The sequence below is a fragment of the Haladaptatus litoreus genome (assembly GCF_900156425.1).
In the GTDB taxonomy this organism is placed as follows: domain Archaea; phylum Halobacteriota; class Halobacteria; order Halobacteriales; family Haladaptataceae; genus Haladaptatus; species Haladaptatus litoreus.
Genome location: NZ_FTNO01000001.1, coordinates 897,514 through 922,114 on the forward strand (window position 1 = coordinate 897,514; position 24,601 = coordinate 922,114).

30 protein-coding genes are annotated in these 24,601 nt (G+C 59.3%); 14 read left to right on the forward strand and 16 right to left on the reverse strand.

Going from position 1 to position 24,601, the window contains the following annotated elements; translation table 11 throughout:
- Window positions 1–175: 175 nt before the first annotated feature.
- On the forward strand, window positions 176–1,102 hold the full coding sequence (locus BW974_RS04585) for a hypothetical protein (protein WP_076428416.1): 927 nt from the start codon (window positions 176–178) through the stop codon (window positions 1,100–1,102).
- 134 nt (window positions 1,103–1,236) lie between these two features.
- On the opposite strand, the gene BW974_RS04590 is transcribed toward BW974_RS04585, so the two are convergent.
- Both BW974_RS04590 and BW974_RS04595 read right to left on the reverse strand, forming a co-directional pair.
- A complete protein-coding gene (locus BW974_RS04590) occupies window positions 1,237–2,643 on the reverse strand; it encodes a class II fumarate hydratase (RefSeq protein WP_076428418.1) in 1,407 nt (468 codons plus the stop codon).
- A 75-nt stretch (window positions 2,644–2,718) separates the two neighbouring features.
- Window positions 2,719–2,964, reverse strand: a complete 246-nt coding sequence (locus BW974_RS04595) for a BolA family protein (RefSeq protein ID WP_076428420.1) — start codon at window positions 2,962–2,964, stop codon at window positions 2,719–2,721.
- 136 nt (window positions 2,965–3,100) lie between these two features.
- On the opposite strand from BW974_RS04595, the gene BW974_RS25400 reads away from it, so the two are divergent.
- The gene (locus BW974_RS25400; protein ID WP_175609625.1) at window positions 3,101–3,265 is read left to right on the forward strand and encodes a hypothetical protein; all 165 of its coding nucleotides are present in this window, start codon (window positions 3,101–3,103) and stop codon (window positions 3,263–3,265) included.
- Between the two features lie 190 nt (window positions 3,266–3,455).
- Here the strand turns inward: BW974_RS25400 and BW974_RS04600 are convergent, their stop codons facing one another.
- The 6 genes from BW974_RS04600 to BW974_RS04625 all read right to left on the reverse strand — a co-directional run bounded on the left by BW974_RS04600 (window position 3,456) and on the right by BW974_RS04625 (window position 8,112).
- Entirely contained in the window at window positions 3,456–3,719 is a 264-nt protein-coding gene (locus tag BW974_RS04600) for a hypothetical protein (protein WP_076428422.1), read from the reverse strand.
- A 44-nt stretch (window positions 3,720–3,763) separates the two neighbouring features.
- Window positions 3,764–4,816 carry a presenilin family intramembrane aspartyl protease PSH gene (locus tag BW974_RS04605; RefSeq protein WP_076428424.1) on the reverse strand — a complete coding sequence of 351 codons (1,053 nt, stop codon included), beginning with the start codon at window positions 4,814–4,816 and terminating at the stop codon, window positions 3,764–3,766.
- A 475-nt stretch (window positions 4,817–5,291) separates the two neighbouring features.
- Complete coding sequence (locus BW974_RS04610; protein ID WP_076428426.1) at window positions 5,292–6,290, reverse strand: ornithine cyclodeaminase family protein; 999 nt, start codon at window positions 6,288–6,290, stop codon at window positions 5,292–5,294.
- Between the two features lie 70 nt (window positions 6,291–6,360).
- Window positions 6,361–6,573: a DUF8015 family protein gene (locus tag BW974_RS04615; protein WP_076428429.1), complete on the reverse strand. Its 213-nt coding sequence runs from the start codon at window positions 6,571–6,573 to the stop codon at window positions 6,361–6,363.
- Window positions 6,574–7,038: 465 nt separating this feature from the next.
- Entirely contained in the window at window positions 7,039–7,452 is a 414-nt protein-coding gene (locus BW974_RS04620; RefSeq protein WP_076428432.1) for a DUF3054 domain-containing protein, read from the reverse strand.
- A gap of 39 nt (window positions 7,453–7,491) precedes the next feature.
- Window positions 7,492–8,112, reverse strand: coding sequence for a class I SAM-dependent methyltransferase (locus tag BW974_RS04625; protein ID WP_076428434.1), 621 nt, complete (start codon window positions 8,110–8,112; stop codon window positions 7,492–7,494).
- A 92-nt stretch (window positions 8,113–8,204) separates the two neighbouring features.
- Between BW974_RS04625 and BW974_RS04630 the strand changes: the two genes are divergently transcribed.
- From BW974_RS04630 to BW974_RS04650, 5 genes are all read left to right on the forward strand, one after another.
- A complete protein-coding gene (locus tag BW974_RS04630) occupies window positions 8,205–8,717 on the forward strand; it encodes a GNAT family N-acetyltransferase (protein WP_076428437.1) in 513 nt (170 codons plus the stop codon).
- Between the two features lie 88 nt (window positions 8,718–8,805).
- Entirely contained in the window at window positions 8,806–9,837 is a 1,032-nt protein-coding gene (locus tag BW974_RS04635) for a DsbA family protein (RefSeq protein ID WP_245799896.1), read from the forward strand.
- Between the two features lie 97 nt (window positions 9,838–9,934).
- Window positions 9,935–10,546: a YIP1 family protein gene (locus tag BW974_RS04640; protein ID WP_076428439.1), complete on the forward strand. Its 612-nt coding sequence runs from the start codon at window positions 9,935–9,937 to the stop codon at window positions 10,544–10,546.
- Window positions 10,547–10,586: 40 nt separating this feature from the next.
- Window positions 10,587–11,567, forward strand: coding sequence for a flap endonuclease-1 (fen, locus tag BW974_RS04645; RefSeq protein WP_076428441.1), 981 nt, complete (start codon window positions 10,587–10,589; stop codon window positions 11,565–11,567).
- Between the two features lie 72 nt (window positions 11,568–11,639).
- Window positions 11,640–11,939 (forward strand): hypothetical protein, encoded by a 300-nt coding sequence (locus tag BW974_RS04650; protein ID WP_076428443.1) that lies wholly within the window; start codon window positions 11,640–11,642, stop codon window positions 11,937–11,939.
- 444 nt (window positions 11,940–12,383) lie between these two features.
- Here the strand turns inward: BW974_RS04650 and BW974_RS04655 are convergent, their stop codons facing one another.
- Genes BW974_RS04655 through BW974_RS04665 form a run of 3 tightly spaced genes read right to left on the reverse strand, consistent with a single transcriptional unit; the run spans window position 12,384 to window position 14,023 of the window.
- Window positions 12,384–12,611 (reverse strand): H/ACA ribonucleoprotein complex subunit GAR1, encoded by a 228-nt coding sequence (locus BW974_RS04655; protein WP_049971031.1) that lies wholly within the window; start codon window positions 12,609–12,611, stop codon window positions 12,384–12,386.
- A complete protein-coding gene (gene srp19, locus BW974_RS04660) occupies window positions 12,611–12,892 on the reverse strand; it encodes a signal recognition particle subunit SRP19 (RefSeq protein ID WP_076428447.1) in 282 nt (93 codons plus the stop codon). The genes BW974_RS04655 and srp19 overlap by 1 nt, the downstream gene beginning before the upstream one ends.
- Window positions 12,893–12,931: 39 nt before the next feature.
- Window positions 12,932–14,023, reverse strand: a complete 1,092-nt coding sequence (locus BW974_RS04665) for a PGF-CTERM-anchored ABC transporter substrate-binding protein (RefSeq protein ID WP_076428449.1) — start codon at window positions 14,021–14,023, stop codon at window positions 12,932–12,934.
- Window positions 14,024–14,116: 93 nt separating this feature from the next.
- Here BW974_RS04665 and btuC point away from each other — a divergent pair, with 93 nt between their 5' ends.
- Window positions 14,117–15,220, forward strand: coding sequence for a vitamin B12 ABC transporter permease BtuC (gene btuC, locus BW974_RS04670; protein WP_076430235.1), 1,104 nt, complete (start codon window positions 14,117–14,119; stop codon window positions 15,218–15,220).
- Window positions 15,217–16,491 (forward strand): ATP-binding cassette domain-containing protein, encoded by a 1,275-nt coding sequence (locus BW974_RS04675; RefSeq protein ID WP_076428451.1) that lies wholly within the window; start codon window positions 15,217–15,219, stop codon window positions 16,489–16,491. The genes btuC and BW974_RS04675 overlap by 4 nt, the downstream gene beginning before the upstream one ends.
- Window positions 16,492–16,520: 29 nt before the next feature.
- Here the strand turns inward: BW974_RS04675 and BW974_RS04680 are convergent, their stop codons facing one another.
- Entirely contained in the window at window positions 16,521–16,829 is a 309-nt protein-coding gene (locus BW974_RS04680; RefSeq protein ID WP_076428453.1) for a hypothetical protein, read from the reverse strand.
- A 386-nt stretch (window positions 16,830–17,215) separates the two neighbouring features.
- On the opposite strand from BW974_RS04680, the gene BW974_RS04685 reads away from it, so the two are divergent.
- The 3 genes from BW974_RS04685 to cruF are packed head-to-tail and all read left to right on the forward strand — an operon-like array spanning window position 17,216 to window position 20,367.
- Entirely contained in the window at window positions 17,216–18,691 is a 1,476-nt protein-coding gene (locus BW974_RS04685) for a phytoene desaturase family protein (RefSeq protein ID WP_076428455.1), read from the forward strand.
- Window positions 18,692–18,713: 22 nt separating this feature from the next.
- A complete protein-coding gene (locus BW974_RS04690) occupies window positions 18,714–19,541 on the forward strand; it encodes a prenyltransferase (protein ID WP_076428457.1) in 828 nt (275 codons plus the stop codon).
- A complete protein-coding gene (gene cruF, locus BW974_RS04695; protein ID WP_076428459.1) occupies window positions 19,534–20,367 on the forward strand; it encodes a bisanhydrobacterioruberin hydratase in 834 nt (277 codons plus the stop codon). The genes BW974_RS04690 and cruF overlap by 8 nt, the downstream gene beginning before the upstream one ends.
- 13 nt (window positions 20,368–20,380) lie before the next feature.
- Here the strand turns inward: cruF and BW974_RS04700 are convergent, their stop codons facing one another.
- The 3 genes from BW974_RS04700 to BW974_RS04710 form a co-directional block, all read right to left on the reverse strand.
- Window positions 20,381–21,328: a phytoene/squalene synthase family protein gene (locus BW974_RS04700; RefSeq protein ID WP_076428461.1), complete on the reverse strand. Its 948-nt coding sequence runs from the start codon at window positions 21,326–21,328 to the stop codon at window positions 20,381–20,383.
- Between the two features lie 322 nt (window positions 21,329–21,650).
- Window positions 21,651–21,935 (reverse strand): hypothetical protein, encoded by a 285-nt coding sequence (locus BW974_RS04705; RefSeq protein WP_076428463.1) that lies wholly within the window; start codon window positions 21,933–21,935, stop codon window positions 21,651–21,653.
- A 79-nt stretch (window positions 21,936–22,014) separates the two neighbouring features.
- Window positions 22,015–22,878 carry an ArsR/SmtB family transcription factor gene (locus BW974_RS04710; RefSeq protein ID WP_076428465.1) on the reverse strand — a complete coding sequence of 288 codons (864 nt, stop codon included), beginning with the start codon at window positions 22,876–22,878 and terminating at the stop codon, window positions 22,015–22,017.
- A gap of 100 nt (window positions 22,879–22,978) precedes the next feature.
- On the opposite strand from BW974_RS04710, the gene BW974_RS04715 reads away from it, so the two are divergent.
- Window positions 22,979–23,320, forward strand: coding sequence for a DUF7344 domain-containing protein (locus BW974_RS04715; protein ID WP_076428467.1), 342 nt, complete (start codon window positions 22,979–22,981; stop codon window positions 23,318–23,320).
- A gap of 66 nt (window positions 23,321–23,386) precedes the next feature.
- Window positions 23,387–23,953 carry a hypothetical protein gene (locus BW974_RS04720; protein ID WP_139328815.1) on the forward strand — a complete coding sequence of 189 codons (567 nt, stop codon included), beginning with the start codon at window positions 23,387–23,389 and terminating at the stop codon, window positions 23,951–23,953.
- A gap of 317 nt (window positions 23,954–24,270) precedes the next feature.
- Here BW974_RS04720 and BW974_RS04725 read toward each other — a convergent pair whose 3' ends face one another.
- Window positions 24,271–24,465 (reverse strand): DUF7501 family protein, encoded by a 195-nt coding sequence (locus BW974_RS04725; protein ID WP_076428473.1) that lies wholly within the window; start codon window positions 24,463–24,465, stop codon window positions 24,271–24,273.
- Between the last annotated feature and the right edge of the window lie 136 nt (window positions 24,466–24,601).

The window sequence follows — 24,601 nt, forward strand, 5'->3', positions numbered from 1 at the left end:
TTCGTCCTACTCGCTCCGAATCGGGTGCTATTCTCGACCTACGCTCTCGGGATTCGATGCTATCGTCGTCCTACTTCTTTCGAAGGCTACCCGTACAGATTCGTTCGGGCTACTCTGATGTGAATCAGTCGGCGTGGAACAAAGACATCAGCAGACCGTACTATTCGTGGACAGCATGACCGAGAACTCGACAACTATTGCCCGTCGCCAATTCGTTAAGGCGACCATTGCCTCGACCGCCGTACTCGGGGGCGTCTCGTCGACAGGTGCGGCCCAATCGAACGGTAACTCCCAGTTCGCTATCAAACAGGGTGGGAAATGCATTCCGATTGAACCACTCTCGCTTTCGGGACTCCCCATAGAGGAGTTCTACGACTACCGCACGCCCGACACCGACCCGATGTCGTACAAGTACGCCTCGTTCGGAACAGAAAACCTCCAGCGTGACGACACCAGCATCATGTTCCTCTACGACGGCCCGAAGGGACTGAGCCTCGTGATGGTGCACGACAAACTGGACAGCGACGGTGGCGGTGCGGTGTCGTTCCGTATCACCAACCTTCCCGTGCAAGGGAAGTTCGTCGTCAAAGACGACAGCTACGACGATTCGACGAACCACGATACGTTCGACTACTCGAAACATCGGAACTGGAACGGCAAGGAAACTGCGAACGCGACCATCCACTGGACGTGGCAGGGTGGTCGCTCCGACGGAGCAGTGTACCGCGGACTCGGTAACGACTTCGAGTTCACGATACATCCCCAGTTCAACGGACAGGCCCTCTTGTCCGACCAACAGGGGAGCGAATACGAGGGACAAGTGAACAAATGGGAAGTGCTCTCTGGCAACGCGAACAATCCCACGCGGACGAAACTGAAGATGAACGAGAAAGCCACGATAACGTCGAACGGCTGTGGCTCGGGGACGACGGAGACGACCGGAAACGAAACGACGAACGGTGGCGAAGGAACCACGACAGGGACGACTTCGAATCCGTCGGACGTGAACAGCGAGGGGAGCAAAGGCTTCTTCGCAAAACTGTGGGACGGAATCTCGTCCATCCTCAACTCGGTGGTGTCGTTCTTCACTAACCTGTTCTGACCCGACCGCCGAAATCGGCGGTCGGGTCACGGAACGGATTTCGAATAAACGGAACGAATTTCGACGCCACGAAACGAACCGCGACCACGGAACCGATTTCGAGTCCCGACTCGAAATACGAACCGTAAATCGACTTATTGTCCGAGGATACCGCGGTGGGTCATCGCTTCGGGGTCGATGATTTCGTCGGCCTCGTCCTCGCTCAGGTAGCCTTTTTCGACGACGACTTCGCGGACGGTCTTGCCTTCTTTCAGGGCTTCCTTTGCCGCTTTCGACGCCTTGTCGTAGCCGATGTGCGGGTTGAGCGCGGTGGCGAGCGCCATGCTCTGTTCGACCTGCGTCTCGCAGTGTTCCGCGTCGATGTCGAGTTTGCCGACGAACTTCTCTGCGAACACGGTGCTACTGTTCGAGATGAGTTCCGCCGACTGGAGGAAGTTGTGCGCCAACACCGGTTTGTACAGGTTGAGGTCGATTTGGCCCTCCGCTGCGCCGTACTCCACCGCGGTGTCGTTGCCGACGACCTGCTTGTGCATCTGATTGACCGCCTCCGCGACGACCGGGTTGATTTTGCCGGGCATGATGGAACTGCCGGGCTGATTTTCAGGTTGGTCAACCTCCCCGAGTCCGTTTCGCGGACCGGACGCCAGCAGACGAAGGTCGTTTGCGATTTTGTTGAGCGACCCGGCAACAGTTCGGAGCGCGCCGTGGGCTTCCGCCATCGCATCGTGGGCGGCCTGCGCCTCGAAGTGGTTGTCTGCCTCGCGGAACTCCACGTTGGTTTCCTCGCTGATGTACTCCGCGGCGAGTTCCGGGAAGTCCGGATGGGTGTTCAGGCCGGTCCCGACCGCGGTACCGCCGAGGGCGAGTTCGGCGAGATGGTCGCGCGTGTGGTCGATACGGGCGAGTCCCTTCTCGACTTGGGTTCGGTAGCCGCCGAACTCCTGTCCGACGCGAACCGGGGTTGCGTCCTGAAGGTGGGTGCGACCCGTTTTCACCACGTCGTCGTACTCCTCTTCTTTCGCAGCAAGTGCCTCTCGGAGAGTGTCGAGTGCCGGAAGAACGTCTTTTTCGACTGCTTCGAGCGCAGAGACGTGCATCGCGGTCGGAATCACGTCGTTGCTCGACTGGCCGAAGTTGACGTGGTCGTTCGGGTGGATGTCTCGGCTTCCGACTTCACTGCCGTAGATTTCGGCGGCGCGATTGGCGATGACCTCGTTGGCGTTCATGTTCGAGGAGGTGCCACTGCCGGTTTGGAACACGTCAACCGGGAACTGGTCGTCGTGTTCGCCCGCGATGACTTCGTCGGCGGCCTGAATGATGACTTCCGCCTCGTCCTCCTCTATCATGCCGAGGTCGCGGTTTGCCTGTGCCGCGGCCTTCTTCACCACGCCGAGGGCGCGGATGAACCGTCGTCCGAACGTGATGCCCGAGATTGGGAAGTTCTGCACTGCGCGCTGGGTCTGTGCGCCCCAGTAGGCGTCGGCCGGTACCTGCATTTCCCCGAGGCTGTCCTCCTCGATTCGGTAATCTTCGTCGCTCATACCCGTGGGGTCTTGGGCCACGGATAAATAATGTGCTCAATCGGAATCCGTGTAAAACTACAACTTTCCGACCCGTTACTCCTCGTACTCTTCGGGCGTGTACGTTTTCAGTTCGAGCGCGTGGATGTCCGTCGTCATGTGGTCGCCGAGCGCGTCGTACACCAGTTGGTGCTGTTGCACCAGCGATTTCCCTTCGAAGGCCGGGGAAACCACGAGGGCCGCGAGGTGGTCTTCGTCGTGTTCCCCTCGTGGGTGGGTGACCGTCACGTCGGCGTCTTCGAGTTCCGATTCGATGAGATTCGCAACATCATCCGCGTTCATGAGCGGTGGTTTTGCGCGCAGGAATAAAAAGTCGAAGGAGACTACGTAGGGAACAGTGTCTGAAGACGGATTTAGTGGGTATTTTTATTACCGTCTTTTTTCATCTATTTCGGTAAATAACATCTCTTTGTTGAGTATGCTGATAGCGAATCACGACAACAAATACCGCAACCGCCACCGCAAGCCACGTTCCTCCCCAACCGACTCCTTCGCTCACTTCGTTCACTCAGTCATCCCTCGCGCAGTAATCGGCAGGGCCGAGGATTCCTCGGCCCTGCCGACGCGCACGCCACTGGATTGATGAAAATTCGTGAATCGAAACAGACCATCTGGCGCGCGAAACGACAGTAGTCGCCCGCGCGAAGGAGTCGGTTGGGGAGGACGTGGTGCGGTTTCATTGGAATCGGAATTTGCCATCGAAAAAACGAAAACAGAGATACAAACGTCTGAACGAAACTAAACGCCCCAAAATCCTGTTCCTGCACTACTTCTTAGCCCCACCAGCCGAACTGCTCTTTGGCCTGCTCGATTGCGCCCTCGACTTTCTTTTCCAGTTCGTCGATTGAGCGTTCGACGTACTGGACGCGCTCGCGGGGAATCCGGCGGACGACGTCGTCGCCGTCGTCGTTTTCGCCGACTTTCACGAGCCAGTGGTCGTCGAAGTAGACGATGTCGTCGTTTTCGACTTCTCGCTCGGTGATTCCGTCCGCATCTTCGTACACGATTGTCGCGGTGCCAACGTCTGGGTCGGGCATGCGTCGGCCTACTCAGGGAAGCCGTTAGAGCGTTCTGGCCGTGATTACCCGAGCGTCAGGCCGCCTAAACCGAGCGCCTGCGAGAGGGATATCCCGCTGGCCAGCGCGCCGACGAGGTAGCCGCCGATTGCGCCGCCGTTGAGCAGCGGCAGTCCGGCGTGTGCGCGACCTTTGAGCACCAACCAGAGCAGAGTGACCAATCCGGCCATCGTACCAATCATGGCCGTCAGCGCGGGCAGGTTGAGCGCGAATCCCGAGACGAGAGCGTCCGCGGGCGAGAAGAACGCCGCGCTGGCGACGAGGATGGTCGGCATAACGGCGTCGCCCAGTCCGATGAAGAGAGCGTCGCGGTCGCCCGCATCCGAATCGGCCTCGGAGTCGGAGTCGCTCGTTTCCGGAGAATCGACTTCGTCCGATTCACCCGATTCATCCGGATTGTCTTCTGGCGACACCGCGCCCTCGCTGGTCGCCTGTGCGGTGTCCTCGATGAACGAGTACGAAAGCGACATCGGAATCACGAGGACGACGGGGATTTTCAAGTCCATCACGCCGGAGGCGAGCGTGAGCATGTGCTCGGTGCCGTAGACGCTGATGGCGTCGTAGATGGCCAGCACCGCGAGGAGGAGGATTGCCGGGAGCAGGCCGAAACTGATGCCGAACAGGCCTGCCGCACCCGCGCCCATGACGACCCCTGCGGAGTCGATGATGTACCATTCGGGGTGAACCGCGAGCGCGATGGCGACCAGTGCGGCGGCCCCCCATGCGATGACGTTGACCGGCGCGCCGCCGACCGTCACCTCGACCGCGGAGGGGATGACGACGCTGAAGACGTACAGGGAGAGCAGTCCGCTCGTGAGGATGATGACGCCGCGGAGAATCCATTCGACGCCGAGTTTCATGATAGCGAGCATTCCCGCTGTAAAGACGAGGATGACGCCGACGTAGACGAGACTGTTGGTCGGGTCGGAGGGGTCTTCGACCGTCTGATAGCCCGCAGATTCGAACGGTTCGACCAGCGCCAGCGCCCCGAGTTGTACTCCGAGGAAAATGGCGACGGTCAACCCGGATGCAAAGAGCACCCGCGTTCGTTTGTTCATGGCCGAAGCAATGAAGTGACCCCTCTTTGTGGTTTTGGGTTCGACATTTTGGAGGAGGCGAGATGGTTTGGTTTTGGATTCGATGTGTGGCGAATTGGTCAACGAGTTTTTCCTCGGGTCTGCTGACGCACGCGCCACTGTGTTTGCGTCAATTTCCGGAATCCATATTTTCCATGTGGCGCGCGCTGGCGTGAGTTCGAGGACTGTACGTCCGAGAACTCACGCCAGCGCGCGAGGGACGACCAGAGGAGCGCCAGCGACGAAGGGAGTCGGTTGGGGAGGAACGTGGTGCGGTTTCATTAGAGTCGTGATTTGCTCGCTGAAAGAATCAAGAAACACGATGCTAGCAGATCAGCGTGGGCGGTGGCGGTCATGTGTCGGCGTAACTTGCTACCGACAATTCTACAACCATCCAAATCGCGCACTGCCAACCGGTTCCTCAAAAATTGCATCCCCAACCAACGCCTCCAAATCGCTATTCGCCAGTCAACGCTTCATTCGCGGGCGAAAGCGAAATCGTGGAACCCAATCCCTCATCGAGAGCCTTCTGGTACAACAGATACGCAGAAGCCACAGTTTCAATTCCAGTTCCACCACTGTCGAAGACGGTGATTTCGTCTTCCGACTCCCGACCGACTGCTTCACTGGCAACCACCTCGCCGAGTTCCGCGTGGATGTGGTCTTCGGTCACAGCGCCCGATTCCAGCGCGGCGAGGAACGACCCGGCGTCCTGCGTCGCTCGCTCACGCAAGTCGGGAACGTATTTCGCGCGCTCGATGGTCGTCGCGTCGAGTTCGCGCTTTTTCGGATGGTACTGCCCCATCGCAGTGACGTGAGTGCCATCCTCCAACAGGTCGCCGTCGAAAACCGGTTCGTTGGCGGTGGTCGCTGTAATCACGATGTCCGCGTCCTCCACCGCGGCAGCACTGCTGGCGACGGCCGCGACGGAGGCGTCGAGGGCTTCGTTCATCTCGCCAGCGAACGACTCCCTGCTCTCCTTGGTCGGTGAGTAGACGGCAACAGTTTCGATGTCGCGCACGGTCGTCACCGCTTTCAACTGGCCGCGGGCCTGTGCGCCGCTTCCGATGAGGCCGAGTTTCGTCGCGTCCTCGCGTGCGAGTGCGTCCACGCCGACCGCGCCCGCCGCGCCGGTTTTGAACGGGTTCATGCTCGCCCCGTCGATGAGCGCGAGGGGTTCGCCACTTTCGGCGTCGAATAGCGGCGCCATGAACCACGCGTCCTCCGCGCCGAATCCGGCGGAGTACATGTAGCCTCCCATCGCGCCGGTTTCGGGTAAAATCGCGGAGTAACTCGTCAACATCCCCGCGGGGTCGGCGTTCGGGAGCGTGGTGCGTGGTTTTGCGGGCGCACCCAATCCTCGCTGGTAGTAGCCCTCGCGGACAGCATCGACGTATTCGTCAGGTGTTGCCAGTCCGGCAACCTCGTCACTCGAAAGAAACAGCGCATCTGTCATGGCTGGCAAGAGAACTGCCAGCGACAAAACCGTTGAGGAAGGAGAACGGAAAGAGGGAAGAAAGGAAGAGTTAGTCAGCGGAGTTGACTGGAGGAGACTGGGCGGCGGGAACGTCATCGACGGGGCCGTTGACGAACAGGGCGTGGCCGATGAGGAACACGGAAACGGTTGCACCGAGGGGAATAGCGGTCGTCAGCGCGAGTCCTGCCGCGCTAAGTGCTCCAGTTACGCCAACCAATGCGAGTGGAATCAGGCCCAGAATGAGGTCGTAGTATCCAGTCATAATCTATTATAGAATATGCGGGGAGGGTATATAACTCTTCCCCATATGAGAGACAGTCGTTCTGTGTACCTACTCCGTATTCACAGACGCATTGACGAGTTGCTTACCCATAAGTTATAGAAATCCACAGAGGATACAGGCTCCAAAACCTCCGAATTCAGCACTTTCCGGGCGGCTCGAATATGACTCAGAATTATTTCCCTAGATAATGTGTGTTATTGTCTAGCGCAAAGCTCGCCGACAGAACCGGGTTCCGAAAATACCCACGAGTAATCCGTCGAAGCCGAATACTGGGGGGGAATAAAACTGGACAGAAATAGACAGTAGAGGGTGTTCAGACGATAATCGCGGAGGTCGCGGTTCTCGGCGCGCTCGTCCCCGATTGCGCGATATATTTCGTGGTCGTTCCGGCGGTCCGCAGTGCCATCTGTCTCACAATTTACTCATCCGTCGAATATCGCCGCGTTACGGTGTGACCGCCGCCACGAGTCCGCGCCAAATCACGACTGAAACGAGTCCGAGTCCGGTGACGACGAGGACGAACGAAAGCGGCGAGTTCCCGTGGAACAGCGAGGTCGCTCGCAGGCCTGTCCCGATGAGCGCCGCGATAATCCACGTCCCGCCACCGAGGAGCGCGGCGTCGCGGAGCGACCGCCGCGCTCGGCCACTGTAGGCGCCGAGCACGAGCGAGGCGACGACCCATCCGATGAGAAACGGCGCGAGCGTATCCGCGAACAGCAGTGGCGTTTCCATCGGATTCACGTCGTGTCGAAGGCTTCCCATCCAAAGGAGTCCGGTTATCACCACTACATCGCCGATGACGAGTCCCGCGGTGGCCGGCGAACGGTCGAAACGCCCGGTCGCAAAGACACTGCTCATACTGCTACCTCGGGACGCCGGGGTTATGGCGTTCCCGATTTATGCTGTTCTCGATGCCGTTCCGGATGTACGTTTGACGCCCGCGACGGTGTAGTCGAACCCGCGATTCCGGACGTGCGGCACGAGTTCCGCGTCCGCGAGCATCCGAGTGAGTTCTTCCGGCGTGAAGAAGACGGAGTTCATCCCGATTGCGTGTTCGCCCCGGACGAGCAGTTTCCCCCGAATCGTCGCCGGGTTGAACTCCCGAACGACGAGGACACCGCCGGGATTCAGTACGCGCGCTACCTCCGCGAGGGCATCCTCTGCATCGCCGATGTGGTGGAGCGCATCCGAAATGACGACGGCGTCCACCGATTCGGAATCGAGTGGTAGCCGAGAGGCGTCCCCGCGCACGCAGGCGAGGTCTCGCCTGCGTGCCTGCGCGAGCATCTTCTTCGACGCGTCGAGGACGATTCGCTCGTCGGCGTCGATTGCTCGTGCTGCACGACCGGTACCGCCAGCAACGTCAACCACACGCTCGATTGGACGGTCTGCCTGTGCCAGCCCCTCCGATAGAATGTCGGCGTCGAAGGGTGACGAGAAGAAATCGTAGAATCGTGCGAACCGGTCGAAGTGTCCCACATCTCCCGTGGGAGTCGGACGAGAATCGGAATTTGACATGGAATCGAACACGCGGCCAATCGAGTAAAACCCGTGGGGCGAAATCCATCGGGCACCAGTGAACGGATGTGACTGGCGTTCGAACCCCCAGTATGGAATACGCGATACTGGGCTGGCCGGAGGACGGCCCGACCCTCCGCCTCGATTACGAGGTGTTCAGCTATGCGGGCAAGTTCGTGATGTCGAACTCCGGGAAGGCGGTCGCTCGGCAGGACGACGAACTCGTCGGGGCTATCGCGTTCAACGAAGACCGAACCGACGACGAAACCGTGTGGCTTCGCTACGTGACGGTTCGCGCCGACAGGCGCGGTGACGGAATCGGAGCGGAACTCGCCCGATTCACGACGAAGAGCATTCACGAGAGAGGCTATCGCCGCGTCAAAATCGCGGTGAACAACCCGTTCGCGTATCAGGCGCTCTATCACGCCGGATTTGGATGGACAGGCGAAGAAACCGGTATCGCCGAACTCGTGTTGGAGCATCCGGCAGAGCAATCGAAATCGACCTATCAGTCGGGATTGGACGTGTTCCGCGACCGCGACCTCTCGGCTGACGAAGAATCGTTTCTGGCCGAAAAGCGGGGTTCGAAACCGCCGTCTTCGTAATCGAAAACGAGCGTCTTTTCCCGCTTGTTCCGTTTGTTGTCCGGTTTAACACCCGATTAACGAAGTCCCGTTAGGTAGACGAACAACCATGAAGACGAGTCGGCGGACGATACTCGGCCTTGTCGGTACCGGACTTTCGGTCGGAGCGGCGGGTTGTTCGGCACTCTCGAACAACAGTTCGAATCCGGAGCAAACATCCGCTCCGAGTGGAACGACAGGCGGCGACAGCGAGACGACGAACGATGTGGATTTTGATGACGAGACGACGGAAGAAGAGCGAACCGACGAGGAAGAGTCCACCGAACCAGCGGAAATCGAATCGCCGGAAGGACTGTACGAATCGGCAAGCGTTCCGAGCGACCCCGGCGGGTTCACCTACGCGCGAATGGGTTCCGACGACGCATCCGTGACGGCGACCGTCTACGGTGGGTGGAAATGCCCGTACACCCAACGGTTCGTTCTCGGATTTTTGGGCAAAATCGTGGAGAAATACGTCGAACCCGGCGATGTACTCCTCGAATTTCGCGCCGTCGCCTACAGGGACGGCGAGGGATTCCACGGCCCCGACGAACCGCGGGCGGCGCGGGCCGGACTCGCGGTTTGGCACAACGACCCCGACTCCTACTGGGACTACTTCGAATACATGTTCCAAAACCGAAGCGGGGTCGATGGCTGGGCGACGACGGAGACCCTCATGCGAATCGCGGAGGAGGCAGGCGTGGAAAACCTCGATTCGATTCGCTCGGAGATAGAGGCCGGAAAGTACCAGCAGGAAATCAAGAAGACGATGGAGAAGGTTCCCGAAGTTCCGATTTCCGCCGTCCCTCGGGTCGTGGTCGATGGCGAACCGACGGCACCCACGGCGCGCCCGAAGCGAACGATTGCGCAGTTGGACGCCGCACTCGGACGCGGCCCGGAACCCGACGAGACGACCACTACGACTACGACGGAAGACGGGTCGCCAACGGGCGAGGGTTCGGACGAAACGACGACGACAACTGACGAAACCACCACGACCACGGACGGGACGAGTACGACGACCACAACGACGGACGGGACGACTACTACGTCCGGAAATTCGACGACTACCGAAACGACCACCACAACGACTTCCGACTAACGTCGGTTCGGTTGGTTTCGAACGTTCAGAACCCATCTTCTAACGCAGTCAGACGAGTAGACTTATACATTATCTCGAAATATCGATTCATGCATCTATGGTTCTTCAGTTGATACGAACCGTGCTGTTCGCCCCGAACACGTTTTTCGCCCGGCGGGAAGCATCACGTCTCTCGTTTTCCGCGCTTATCGTCGTGGTTCTCGGACTACTCGGTGTTGCTCGTCCTCTTTTGACGGTATTCCGACTCGATTCGGACTCTGTCGGAGGCGTCCTCCCGGTGCTTCTCGTGGTCGCTTTCGGCGGGGTATTCGTCGTCTGGGCACTCTACAGCATGCTGTTTCACGGACTTTCTGCGCTATTCGGCGCGGAGGGTTCGCTACGCGATGTGATTACAGTTACTGGATGGGGTTTCCTGCCGTCCGTTTTTCACAGTGCCTTGCTATTCGCCATCGGTATCGTGCTTCTCGACCCTGCCTCGTCCGGCGACGTGCATTCTCAAACTGCGATGCAGATGATGTCTTCCGGCCCGCTTTTCGACCTTCTCCTCCGATTCATCGAACTGCTGTTTACCCTCTGGAGTGCAACCATCTGGGTCGCAGGAATCCAGCACGTCCGGAAGGTTTCGCGCCGAGAGGCCATCATCTCGGTTGGGATTCCGGTAGCCATCTTCACGGTACTGAGTTTGGTCGATTTCTCGATTCCGGCGTAGGACGGGACTTTCAAGCCCACGCCACTCTAACTCCCGGCAAATGGGAAACTCCGCACTCCGACAACTCGCGTCCCTCGAAGACATCAGCTTTGACGACATCGAAGGGTCGCTCGTTGCCATCGACGCGCACAACTGGCTCTATCGCTACCTCACGACGACCGTGAAATGGACCCGCGACGAGGTGTACACCACCGACGACGGCACCGAGGTGGCCAACCTCGTCGGCGTGGTGCAAGGCCTGCCCAAATTCTTCGAACACGATTTGACGCCCGTCTTCGTCTTCGACGGCCAAGTGACCGACCTCAAAAGCGACGAAATCGAGAGTCGGCGCGAACAACGCGAGAAATTGGAAGACCAACTCGAGGACGCGAGAGAAGCGGGCGATGCCGTCGAAGTCGCGCGTCTCGACGCGCATACTCAGCGACTCACGCCGGTCATTCAGGAAACCACCCGAGAATTGCTCGAATACTTGGACGTGCCGATTGTCGAAGCCCCGTTCGAGGGCGAAGCGCAGGCGGCGCACATGGCCCGAACCGGCGCGGTCGATTACGCCGGAACCGAGGATTACGACGCCCTCCTCCTCGGTGCCCCCAAAACCCTCCGGCAACTCACCAGCAAGGGCGACCCGGAACTGATGGATTTCGACGCAACGCTCGAAGAACACGACATCACGTGGGAGCAGTTGGTTGACATCGCCATCCTCTGTGGCACCGATTTCAACGAGGGCATCTCCGGCGTCGGCCCGAAAACCGCGCTGAAAGGGGTCAAAGAACACGGCGACCTGTTCGGCGTCCTCGAAGAGCGCGACGAAGACATCCCGAACGTGGATACCATTCGCGCGATGTTCCTCAACCCGGAGGTTACCGACGACTACGAGTTCAACACCGAGATGAACCCCGACATCGACGCCGCCCGCGAGTACGTCACCGAAGAGTGGAAAGTACACGCCGACGAGGTGGAACGCGGATTCGAGCGAATCGAGGAGAGCATCACGCAGACCGGCCTCGACCAGTGGTCGTAACCGTCATCGTCAAGTAGCGGTCGGTAGTCCGGGGCCGTCACGTTGACGGAACCGCAGGCAGTAGTCGATTTTATGAGCGACGAACTGTCGCCGAACGACCTGCGGGAGGGGATGGAAATCGAACTCAACTGGTCACCGAAAGGGCCGGGAAGCGGCGGCACTGTGGAAGGCGAAGTAACCCGCGTGTGGCGACCCGAGGACGACGTTCGGGAGTTCACAGTTCGAGAAGAGCGAATCAACTGGAACGTGTATACCGAGTACCGAAAGCCCCCCGTTGAGCGAGTTGAAATCGGTGAGAAGGATTCGGGAGATTCGGACCCCGAAGCGCAGACAGTCGGTCGGTTGGAACGAATCGTCCTTCGGAGCCAGTGATTTCTCAATAGCGTCGATAGCACTGTGTTGGTTTCGCTTACGAGGATTTCTTTTTAAGAGTGTGCTGGCTACTGCCGACTCCAAAATACTACCCACTGGAGAGGTATCGACAATGAGATTCTGAAGTTCGTTTCAAAATTGAGATTACAAGTTCCGACTCCAATCATACCGCCACCGCACCGCAACCGCCCACACGCCTCCCCAACCGACCCCTTCACTACGTTCAGTCGTCCACCGGAAGACGTTCCTGCTCAGTCACTTCGCTCCTTCTGCGGGCATGCGACTTCCGAGCCGTCGCTCACTTCGTTCACGACGACCTCGCGCGGGCGAACCTCCATCGGAGGTTCGCCTTCGCGCGCCACATGGATTCAATTTGCCGAAAAGCATCCAAATCAACCGACCAGTCGAAAAGCGTCCGAAACCCGCTCTCAACCGATTTTGCAATTATCGAGCGTAGAGTTTCGACCCGACCAACATCGCGAGCCGCGTGTCCTCGTCGGGCGAAACTGCCACGTAGGGTTGTGAAACCGGGCCGAACACGTCGACCACTCTGCCGACGGTTTGGAGGCTTTCGTCTACGACCATAGTTCCGATGTCCGGGTAGTCCTCGCTCGGCGATTGCACGATGGCGAGGTTCTGTGCGGTTCGGACGACTTCTCCCAGTCTGTGCATCAGTTTCGCATGGCCGTAACGTATGCGGCGACGGCCTGAATGAGGTCGTTTTTCGACGAATCGTCCGCGTTCTTAACGAGGACGCGGCCGCGTTCTTCCCACCCTTCCCGGGAGTAGGCTTTGTCGCGTTCGATGACGGTGTCGTAGCCGACCTGTTGGACGGCCCGAGCGATTTCATCGACCGTCGGTTCCTCCACGGCGGACGCTTCCGGCACCCGCCGTCCCTGACTGCGAGTCAACGTCGCGTCGATGTACGCGGGCCAGATGACTTTTTCGACCATACTGTCCCTCTATCGTCACCCGTTAAACGCCTTTTCGTGTCACTCCCTGCGAGCGAGGAGCGTGACGACTGCGAGTGCACCCGCGACGACCGCACCGACGCCGCCGAATCCGGGTTGGCCGCCGGATTCCGTGGTCGTTTCACCGGTCGCTCCGTCCTGCGAATCAGTCGTGGTCGTCGTTTCACGGGTATCGTCGCCCATCTCCGTCGTGGTCGTCGTCAGGTTCGCCTGTTCGTACGCTTCGGGATGGAAAGTCTTCGCCAGTTTCGTGATTGGGTGGACGATTCGCGGCGCGGGTTGGCTCGCGTAGTTCGAGTCCAGCGAGATGGTCTGGTTCTGCTGTGCAGCAGGAGTTTCGCTGTACGCGTTCGGCACTTCCATCCCCGCGGAGACGATGAACCAGTCCGGTTGCTGTTGCACGACGACTTCGTTGCTAATCTGCTTGTAGCCGGAAATATCGGCCTCAGCGGCGATGTTCGTCCCGCCAGCGGTTTCGATGATTTTGTTGATGAAGGTTCCCTCTCCGGCGGTGAATCCACCGCTCATGACGTACAGCACTTTCGGGCTGTCCTCGCCGGAAACAGCCTGTTCGACCGTGTTCACGCGGTCTTTCATCCACGAGACGGTTTCTGCCGCGCCGTCACATTCACCCGTGAGTTGGCCCGTCAGTTCGGTTTTCGCGTAGATGTCCTCGATGGACTCCGATTCCTCGAACTTGTACACTGTCAGTCCTGCGTCTCGCAGTGTCTGGACTGTCTGGTCGGGAATGACGTTCGGTGCGAGAACTAAGTCAGGATTCTGCGCGACGACCTTCTCCGGCACGACGGTAGTCATTCCGGCACCGGAGACGTTCGCTTTCGCGTTCGCGCCATCGAGATAGGTCGAGAACTTCGTTACGCCGACGACTTTCTCCTGCCCGCCGATTTCCCACATCGTCTGGGCCGCGCTCGGCGAGAGGGTGACGATTCGCTCCGGTTCTTCCTCAATCGTTACCTCGGTTCCTGTCGCGTCGGTTTCCGTTACCGGGAACGAACAGGTTTCCTGTGCCCCTGCGACACCGACGGGGCCGACCGCAATACCACCGAAAAGCGTTGCGACGACGAGCATCGCCGACAATAGCAGTTGTTTCATGACGATGGAAACTGCAAGCGTATTCAATAAATATTTATCTAAAGCAATCAGACTTGCATATCGATGCGCGACGGGAGAGGAGTGACGACGCAAATGCGGACGCGGGTAACGACGTGGTGTGCTGGATTAGCGGCGGCGCTCGTCGCGGTCGTGTTAGCCAGCGCCGCGACCGGGCCAACCTCGCTCTCGCCCCTCGTGGTAGCGAAAGCCCTGCTCAACGAGTTGGCGATACCGACCGGTGCCGCTCTCGCAAACCACACACTTTCGGTTCCGGGCGTCCTCTCCGTCGGCGTTCCGCTCCCGGATTTTTCGTACACACCGATTTTTTCGTTTTCGGTGCCGCAAACAGCGGAAATCATCGTCGTAACCCTGCGAATGCCCCGAATCGTCCTCGCCGGTGTCGTCGGCTTTGCCCTCGCAACCGCGGGCGTCGTCATGCAGGGCTTCTTCCGAAACCCGATGGCTGACCCGTCCATCATCGGCGTTTCCTCGGGTGCCGCGGTCGGCGCGGTGGCGACCATCGCGTTTTCGATTTCGCTCCCCTTCGCGCTCCCCGTCTTTTCGTTCGTCGGCGCAATCGTCGCCGCCTTCGGAGTGTACCTGCTGGCGACGCAAAACGGGAGAACGCCGGTTGCGACCCTCCTGCTGGCGGGCGTTGCAGTTCAGACGCTTTTGGGTGCGGTCGTTTCCTATCTCCTGCTCGAAAGCGGAGAAAGCCTCCGTGAAGCAGTTTTCTGGCTAATGGGCCACCTCCACTACGCTTCGTGGGGGAAGGTCTGGGTCGCGCTTCCAGTCGCACTCCTCGGATTTGTGGTTCTCGGCCTGTTTGCACAGGACTTGAACGTCCTCCTCCTCGGGGAGGAGGACGCCCACAACCTCGGCGTGGAAGTAGAGCGCACCAAACGCCTCCTCCTCGCCGTCGCCAGCATCGTCACCGCCGCCGCGGTTTCGGTTTCCGGCGTTATCGGATTCGTCGGCCTCGTGGTTCCGCACGTCATGCGTCTTTTGGTCGGGCCTGACCACCGAATTCTGCTCCCGACCAGCGCCCTCGCGGGGGCCGTCTTCCTCGTCGCGACCGACACCATCGCCCGGTCTGCGACCGGCGCGGCGGAACTCCCGGTCGGCATCGTTACCGCGTTCCTCGGCGCACCGTTTTTCCTCTACCTGCTCCGCAAGCGCGAGGTGCACGCGCTGTGATTCGAATCGAGGACGTTTCGGTGACGCTCGGCGATTCGAGGGTACTCGACGGAGTTTCCGCCCGCGTTCCGGATGGAAAGTTCGTCGGCCTCGTCGGGCCGAACGGAGCGGGAAAAACTACTCTCCTTCGGGCGATGAACGGGGTTCTGTCGCCCGATTCTGGCCGTGTGCTGGTCGATGGTGACGCGATAGCAGACCTCTCTTCGAAGGCCGCCAGTCGAAGAGTTGCGACCGTTCCGCAGGATACGACCCTCTCGTTCGATTTCGACGTGCGCGACGTGGTCGCCATGGGCCGCAACCCGTATCGGTCGCGGTTCGGGAGTGGAATCGATAGTAGTGACCGCAGTGCTGACGACGGCGAAAACAGCACCAGCGCTGCTGTGGTCGAACGCGCGATGGAACGAACCGACGTGATGCAGTTCGCAGACAGGTCGATTACCGCCGTCAGTGGCGGCGAGCGCCAGCGAATCCTCCTCGCTCGCGCGCTGGCACAGGACACGCCGGTTCTCCTGCTCGACGAGCCGACGGCCAGTCTCGACATCAACCATCAGGTGCGAACGTTCGAGCTGGTTCGTGAACTCGTCCGTGAGGGAAAAACCGTCGTGGCCGCGATTCACGACCTGAATCTCGCAGCGCACTACTGCGACGAACTCCTTCTGCTCGATTCGGGGTCGGTGCTCTCGTCCGGGCCACCCACGGACGTGCTCGTGGAAGACACTCTCCGTGAGGCGTTCGACGCCCGAGCGGTCGTCTCCAGCCATCCCGTGACGGGTTCGACCTACGTGACTGCTCTCCCAGAGCGAGCGACAGGGAGGGAAAGAGACGGAAAAATCCACGTCGTTGGTGGCGGCGGAACCGTCTCGCGCTTGCTCTACGTCCTCTCCGCCGCGGGCTACGATGTGTCGGTCGGCGTGTTAAACGAGGGCGATTCCGACCTCGAAACTGCCCGCCTGCTCGGATTGGAGACCGTCGTGGAAGAACCGTTCGCGCCCATCGGTTCCGAGGCGCAGGCGGCCCTCGAAGGAAAAATCCGTGACGCAGATGTGACTATTCTCAGCGACGTGGAAATCGGGTCGGGAAATCTGGCGAACCTCGAAGCGGTTTCGGCGGCGGATTCCGTCGTCGTCGTAGAGGAACGCCAGTTCGAAGCGCGAAACTACGCCGGGAGCGCCGCCGTCGCGTCCTATCGAGAACTGTGCGAACGTGGCCACGTCGTCCCACCAGACGACGTGCTTTCCGCAGTCGAGGACGCATTTGCGGGTGAGTCGTAATCGAAAACGGGGAAAATCACCGAATCACTTTACGGTTCCTTGGCGGCGCGATACTGCACCAACTCGAAGATCATCAGCGCGGCGAACGTGCTCGCCGCGAGCATGACGATACCTGCGACGCCGACGCGAACCGAGGGAGCGATGACGACGCCGGTGCCGAGCAGTGCCCCGGTCAACAGTGCCATGACGAACCGTTTTATTTTCGTGAGCGAGACGAATCGCTGTGCGACGGTCGGGTCGAGACCGACGATGCGCGACCAGACGACGTAGAACGCCAGTACGATGAGAAAAGAAAGGAGCGAAACGCCGAGCAGTAACGAAAATACGACGAGTTCCACGATAGATGCCTCTGTTGAGGATGAACCTGTCGTGTATTCGTATAAGTCTATCGAACGACAGATGAGCCTCCTCAAGTGAGCAGTAGATTGCCGAAGTAATGAAGTGTAGTGCGGGGTTTGTCGCACCCCGGGATGAGAACTTTCGTGGAAGGGTTGGTGACACTTTGGAAGGAGGCCAACCTTCCGCCAGAGCCTTCGGCGGCGCCGGAATACAACGCTCACACTAGCACGCTTACGCGCCCGAGTCAGGCAGGCGCAGTTGGATAAAGAACCCCTGTCCCCTTTGTTATACGCCAGCTAAACCACCGGGGAAGCGACCTTATCCTGTGATGAAACCCTACACGTCGGGGAGTCGTTTTTATCAGGTTCGCGCCCTGACACTGTGTATGAATCTCGCTGGGGAGTCGGTCGCAATCGTAGGGAGTGGCTTCGGCGGCCTCTCGACGGCTTGCTATCTCGCTGACGCTGGTGCGGACGTAACTATCGTAGAAAAAAACGAGCAACTCGGCGGACGGGCGAGTCGCCTCGAAGAAGACGGTTTTCGGTTCGATATGGGGCCCTCGTGGTACCTCATGCCCGACGTGTTCGAGCGGTTTTTTGGCCACTTCGACCGCACGCCGAGCGACTACTACAGCCTTCAGCGACTCGACCCCCACTACAGAATCTTCTTCAAAGATGGCGACGAGGTGGACATCCTCCCTGACCTCGAACGAAATAAGGAGCTGTTCGAATCCTACGAGGAGGGTGCTGGGGAGGAACTACAGCGGTATCTCGACCGCTCCGAGGAAAATTATGGCGTCGGGATGGAGCATTTCGTCTACACCGACCGCTCCCGATTTCGGGATTACGTCTCGCTGGACGTGGCGAAAAATGCCCGCGGACTGAACCTTCTCGGGTCGATGCAAGACCACGTCGAGAACTACTTCGACCACCCGAAACTCCAGCAGATAATGCAGTACACGCTGGTGTTTCTGGGTGGTTCGCCGAACAACACACCTGCAATCTACAACTTGATGAGCCACGTCGATTTCAACCTCGGCGTCTACTATCCCGAAGGCGGTCTGGGTGGCGTGGTCGATGGTATCGTTCAATTGGGGGATGAACTGGGCGTCGAATACGTCACGGACTACGAAGTGACAGGCATCACGGGACACGAAGGCGATTTCCTCGTTCACAGCGGCGACGAGTCGATGGCGGCCGACATCGTGGTGAGCGACGCCGATTACGCCCACACCGAACAGGAACTGCTTCCGCCGGAAGCCCGCAAGTACGACGCGGACTACTGGGAATCGCGCACCTACGCACCCTCTGCCTTCCTCATGTACCTCGGCGTCGAGGGCGACGTTGACGAACTCGCTCACCACACGCTCGTCCTACCGGAAAACTGGAACGAGCATTTCGACCAGATTTTCGAAAATCCGGCGTGGCCCGACGACCCGGCGTACTACCTCTGCGTACCGAGTAAAACCGACGATACGGTTGCTCCCGAAGGACACAGCAACCTGTTCGTCCTCGTTCCAATCGCGCCCGGACTTCCGGATGGGGACGCCATCCGCGAACAGTACCGCGAAAAAATTCTGGACGACGTGGCCGAAAACACGGGCGTCGAACTTCGGGATAGAATCGTCTTCGAAAAACAGTTCAGCGTCTCCGACTTCGCAGACCGCTACAACAGCATGCAGGGAACCGCCCTCGGACTGGCGCACACGCTGATGCAAACCGGCCCGATGCGGCCCCGCCATCGCTCTCCCAAGGTCGATGGCTTGTACTTCACCGGGTCGTACACCACGCCGGGAATCGGTGTCCCGATGTGTCTCATCGGCGGGCAACACACTGCGGACGCCGTTTTAGCAGACCACTAACTGAAAATTAATTCGACATACTATGATTCGATATTTGCTCAAACTCTCGCGACCGCGGTTCTGGCTCTACCTCGCGGGGCCGGTGCTGGTCGGCGTCGCCTACGGCGCGCCGACCATCGACGACCTGTTTTCGGTTCCCGCAGTCGCCTTGTTCGCCTACTTCCTGCTTCCGGCGAACGTCTTCCTCTACGGCATCAACGACATCTTCGACGCTGACATCGACGAGGAGAATCCGAAAAAGGACGAGCAGGAAGTTCGCTATCGAGGGAGCAAAGTGGTTCCAATCGCAGTCGTGCTTTCGGTTCTGCTGGGACTCGGTTTGCTCGTCATTACTCCGACAGTCGCGTGGCCGTGGCTCCTCGGCTTTCTGTTCCTCGGAGCGGGGTATTCGGCTCCGCCGCTCCGATTAAAAACCACGCCACTGCTCGATTCGATTTCGAACGGCCTGTACATCCTGCCGGGAGCGGCGGCTTACGCCGCACTTTCCGGAAGTCATCCACCCCTGCTGGCCGTGATTGGTGGTTGGCTCTGGGCGATGGCGATGCACACGTTTTCCGCGATTCCGGACATCGAACCGGACGAGAAGGCCGGAATCAGAACCACTGCCACGATGCTCGGGGAACGGCAAACCCTCGCGTACTGCGCGGGTTGCTGGTTGCTGTCGGCAGTCCTGTTCGGCCTGCTCGACCCGCGAGCAGGCCTGCTTCTGCTTTGCTATCCCGCGCTCGTCGCTGCGTGGGTCGCCCGCGACGTGGCAATCGACCGTGCCTACTGGTGGTATCCCGCCATCAACACTGTCGTCGGGATGGTGCTGACGTTCGGTGGACTCTGGAGGGTCGTTCGTGGATAGACGCGAGGCGGAAGCGAAACTGTCCGAAATCATCCGCGAGAACCGGTTTACTATCGCGGTGGTGTTCCCCCTCGTCGGTGCCCTGCTGTTCGTGGCGGGCCACGAGGCGTGGCTTCCGGCGTGGCTGGCGCAGAATCCGTTTCTCATCATCTTTGGAACGCTCGTCATGCGGTCGCCCCTCGTCGCCGGACTCCTGCCGGAAATCGACCGCCGGGCGGGAATCGCGCTCGTGGTACTCGCGCTCTACACCTACGCCATCGAGTTCGTCGGTGTGACGACCGGACTTCCCTACGGTGAGTTCCACTACCAACTCGAACTCGGGCCGATGCTGTTCGGGACGGTTCCGGCGGGCCTCCCCGTCTTTTTCTTCCCGCTCGTGCTGAACAGCTATCTGCTCTGTCTGCTCCTGCTCGGCCCGCGAGTGAACTCGCGGGCCGCTCGCTTCATTGCCTCGCTCGCCGTCGTTCTCGTCATCGACCTCGTATTAGACCCCGCCGCGGTCGCGCTCGGGTTCTGGGCCTACGACGGCGGGGGTGCATACTACGGCGTGCCGGTGTCGAACTATTTGGGATGGATGCTCTCGGGAACCGTCGCGGTCGGCTTGGTCGAACTCGGATTCGACTGGCGGTCGCTCCGCGACCGCCTCGATAACTGCGAGTTCATGCTAGATGACATGGTCAGTTTCGTCATCCTCTGGGGGGCGATGAACGCCTACTTCGGAAACTGGGTTCCCGTGGCGATTGCTGTCCTGCTGTTCGCCGGCCTCCACCGAATCGACCGATTCGACTTCGCCGTCGGGCAGTCCGTTCGAGGGACGCCGCGCTGATTCCCAGTTGCACTCATCGAGTCGGCATCGGCGACCCGGTTCCCGCTCGATTGTCGTCACCGTCTGGAATACTGCTCACGGCCCGAAAGACGGTTTCCGGGTCGCGGGAAAACCGCCACTGCCAACGCGTTTTCGCGAGAAGCCACAGCTTTCGGGTCGTCCCCAACTGCGGCGTTTCGGACAGCACATCGTACTCCCGTTCCCGAATGAGTCGGTGATGGTCGGCGTACAACACCGACGCGAGCAGGACGGCCAGTTGGCAGTCCTCCGGAAGATATTGGATACCGGCAACCCCGTCCCAGTACAGCGATTCCGCCCGTTTGAGTTCGTCGCGCATGACCGCGACGAACGACTCGGAGTAGTCGAGTTGGCGGATTTGTTCGTTCGTCACGCCGTGGCGCGAAAGCGTCGTCTGCGGCAGATAGATACGATTTCGCTCCACAACGTCCTCGCGCACGTCTCGGAGGAAGTTGGTCAACTGAAAGGCTTCGCCGAGCGCGATGGCGTGCGGGCGGGCTTGCTCCGGGTCGTCTGCGTCCATAATCGCGAGCATCATCTCGCCGACGGCGGCGGCAGATCCGCGCATGTACGTTTCCAGTTCGTCGTAGGTTTCGTAGCGCGCCTTATCGATGTCGGTCTGCATGGCTTCGACGAACACCTCGATTTCGCCGTCCGAAATTCCGCGTTCGTCCGCAACCTCACGAAACGCCGCGAGAACGGGGTCGTCTGTCGGTTCGTTTCCTAGTGCTTGCTGCCGGAGTCGTTCGAGTTCGGCTCGCTGTTCGTCCGGCGGAACCCCCGCTGCGTCGTCTACGACTTCGTCCGCGGTTCGGAAGAAGGCGTACAACACGTAGGTTGGATGACGCACTCGTTTCGGCAGGAGACGAGTAGCGAGGTAAAACGTCGGGCCCGTTCGCTGATGCACCGATTTACTTGTCGCGAGTTGTCGTTCTGTGACCATTCAGAGAGTCTCCGGTTTCGGGTCGGTGACTTCGTGACACACGAATACCACGTCCTCGTGTATAATCGTTTGTGCGGACTCTCGGCTCGGGAATTATTTTCGCCGGGCAACAGCCAACCCGTACCACAGAACCCAGCAACTGTGTGCTCTATATTCTACGGAGTCGTATATAGTACAATTAGAGACATTTTTTACGGTCGGTTGAAAGTTCGAAACGTGGCGCGACGGAACGTCGCCGTAGCAAATACATGGAACAGTCATCCACAGTCCGCCAGCCAGCACGTCGCGCCACACACTATCTCCTTGCTCGGTAACCGACGAATTAGCTCTCGCTTCGCCCCTGTAACAGCAGTCCGAACCCCAATAGCCAACAGCTAACGCCCAATCCCAGCAGACCGAGGGTGAGCGTCGTTCCCGCCGCACCTAAGACGAACGTATCCGGCGGAACCGACTGCGAGAGGGACTGCAATGCCTCTCCCGCTGTTTCAGCCCGAAAGACGATACCGGCGGTTCCGAGGAGAATTGCGGGAATCGACAGGACGAGAAGTGCCACTCCCGACGCTATCGACAGTGTTCCGATGGTGTGAACCGTTCGTCGGGCGAACACACACGCACCCCCTGAATGATAGCATACCGCACGACTTAATCGTGTCTCGTCATCCTCTCCGGTCGAAATCCCACGGGATTCAGGCCGATTTTCGATACACGCGGACGTACCAGACCACGAATCCGAGGGCGAGAATCAGCGCGCCACCCAAGAAAAAGAGCAGACCGGGCGGAACTCCGGCGGTCGTAGACCCTTCCGCAATCGTCTGAACCGTCGTCGTCGTGGTTTCCTGCACCACGTCCGTCGTCTGGTCGAGGGTGGTCGTCGTGGCGTCGCCAGCGGTTTCCGTCGTCTCGGAGGTTCGCGTCGCCGCTTCGGTTCCGCTGTCGGGAACCGATTCTGTCACGGTCACCGTTTCGTCGGCGCTGTCGGTGGTCACTGCAGTTGTCGAGTCGTTGCTCAGGTTACTGTTCCCGTCCGCTCCGGAATCGGCGCTGTCCCCACCTTGATAGCCACCGTCGCTGTCGCCATTCGAGGTCGTACTGAACGGGAACGGAAATAGACCCCCCGTCGCCAACCGCTGGACGACCAAACTCGCAACGCCGAGGATACCGAGTCCGCCGAGAAGATTCGAGAGGGCGGATTCCAGTCCGACTGTGTCGTCTTCGTTTCCGGCGAAGAGAACGAGCGGCCCTGCTGTGGGGGCGTACACCTTCATCTCGCGTCCCTTCTCGGAATAGGCCGTGTCCGCGACTTCGATGAGGTTTCCGTCTTCCAGTTTTTCGAGGTGATACCGGACGTTTTGCAGAGACGTATCGACTCGTTCTGCGATGGTTGCTGGAGTCGCCGGTTCTTCGTAGAGGGTCGAGAGGATGTTTCGCCCGGTTTTGGACGAAAGTGCCGAGAGGAGTTTGTCGGCATCCTCGCTATCGACGCCGACGACTCGCGGGTCGCGCTCTTCGTCCGCGACGGAGTCGACGGTGGAGGGCAGAAAGTCGACCATAGCCTATCATTTTAGCCCGTGGATATAACTCTGCCCGACCGATGTTTCCCGGCGTTTTATTACCTCCCGTCGAAAACGCACGTTCTGATAGGTTGACTTCATGGATGGCGAGGCGAACTCACTGCGGACGCTGCTACAGATTCTCGCGGAGCCGCGGCGACGGTACGCGCTGTACCATCTCCGGCGACACGACGAAACCACGGTAACGCGCCTCGCCGACAACGTCGCGGGGTGGATGGACGCCGTCCAGTACGAACCGCTGTCGGCGGAGGCGCACGTCTATATCTACACCGAACTCCACCACACCGATATTCCGAAACTCAGCGCCGCGAAAATCGTCCGTCTTCACGAGGACGAAGAGCGACTGGAGGTCGTTCGATTTCCCGAAATGTTGAGCAATCTGCTCGATGTGACGCTCGAATACGACGACAAAGAGAGCTAATCCGGTATTGTTGCGGTATTTACCCGTGTACTAATAAAGCACCTCGTCCGTGAACAGTCGGGTATAATGAACCGGATGCAGACGGTACTGTTCGTCGCCGGCACCGCGCTTTTTCTCACAGGTATCGCGGTCAGCGTCGGGGGACTCGGCTCTTCTGCGGCGGACGCAGAGACCGCAAGTCCTGACGACACGGGTTCGGAAATAAATGAGGGTGAGACGCAGGACGACGCCGATTCGGGCGACGGAACAGGGGAGAGCGAACAAGACACCGAGAGCAGTGATTCGAGCGACGAAGACGGAGATAGGCAAGCCAATGGAGAGGACGCGAATGACGACGAAGAAGAGCGTGACGATACGGAATCCGAGCGACAGGACGGTGAAGACGAGAACGAAGGAGATGGTGAAAACGAAGGTGATGACGAGAACGAAGACGATGGTGAAGACGAAGGAGATGGTGAAGACAGCGACGAACGAGATGAGGAAGGAGATGAGTCTGAGAACGACGAAGACGACTCCGAGCGCGAAGATGAGACGACTACCGAGGACGAAAACGAGAGCGGCGATACCGATAACGGGAGCGAAACGACCACCACGACCACTGAGAGCGACGAAAACAGCGGCGTCGGAAACTAACTGAACTGTTTGCCTCGTTCGAAATTTCCGCGAGACACCACCGCTGACCGACCACGCCGGAGCATCTTTATTTCTGTTCGTACCAATGTTCCGCGAGTTTGTACCCCGTGAGCACCCCGACTGTACTAAGTAGGCTACTCGGGAGTGTCATTCGAAGTCGGAGTTCGCCATCGTCGCGCGTGTACGTCCAAAACCCGACGAGGAGCGACGAAAGGAATCCCGTTACTGCTCGATGCTGGTACTGACAACGCCGATTCAGGGCAAAAATTCATCTACGAAAGCATAACTCCACTCCCAAATCGAATATCCAAGTCGCCCTATCCGCCCCACTCGCCACCCATATCTCCGGCAATCTGCTCGCGCCACATGTCGTACTCGGTTTTGCACGATGGGGTCGCTCGCACGTGAGCGATGAATCCCCAGCCGCCGTCTTCGAGGGTGGCATCGCAGAACGGACACCGTTCCGGATTCGTCCACGAAGTCGCCTGCGCGGGTTGTGTTTCATACGACATATACCGTACTACAACGACATTCTATAAAATATTTCGGTTCAAAGAAGACAAACAGGTGTATTAAATATTCTCCAGTGCTCATAAGTCCACTAATGGATTTGTGTATTGTCTGTTCGTCTATTTCTACTCCTGTTCC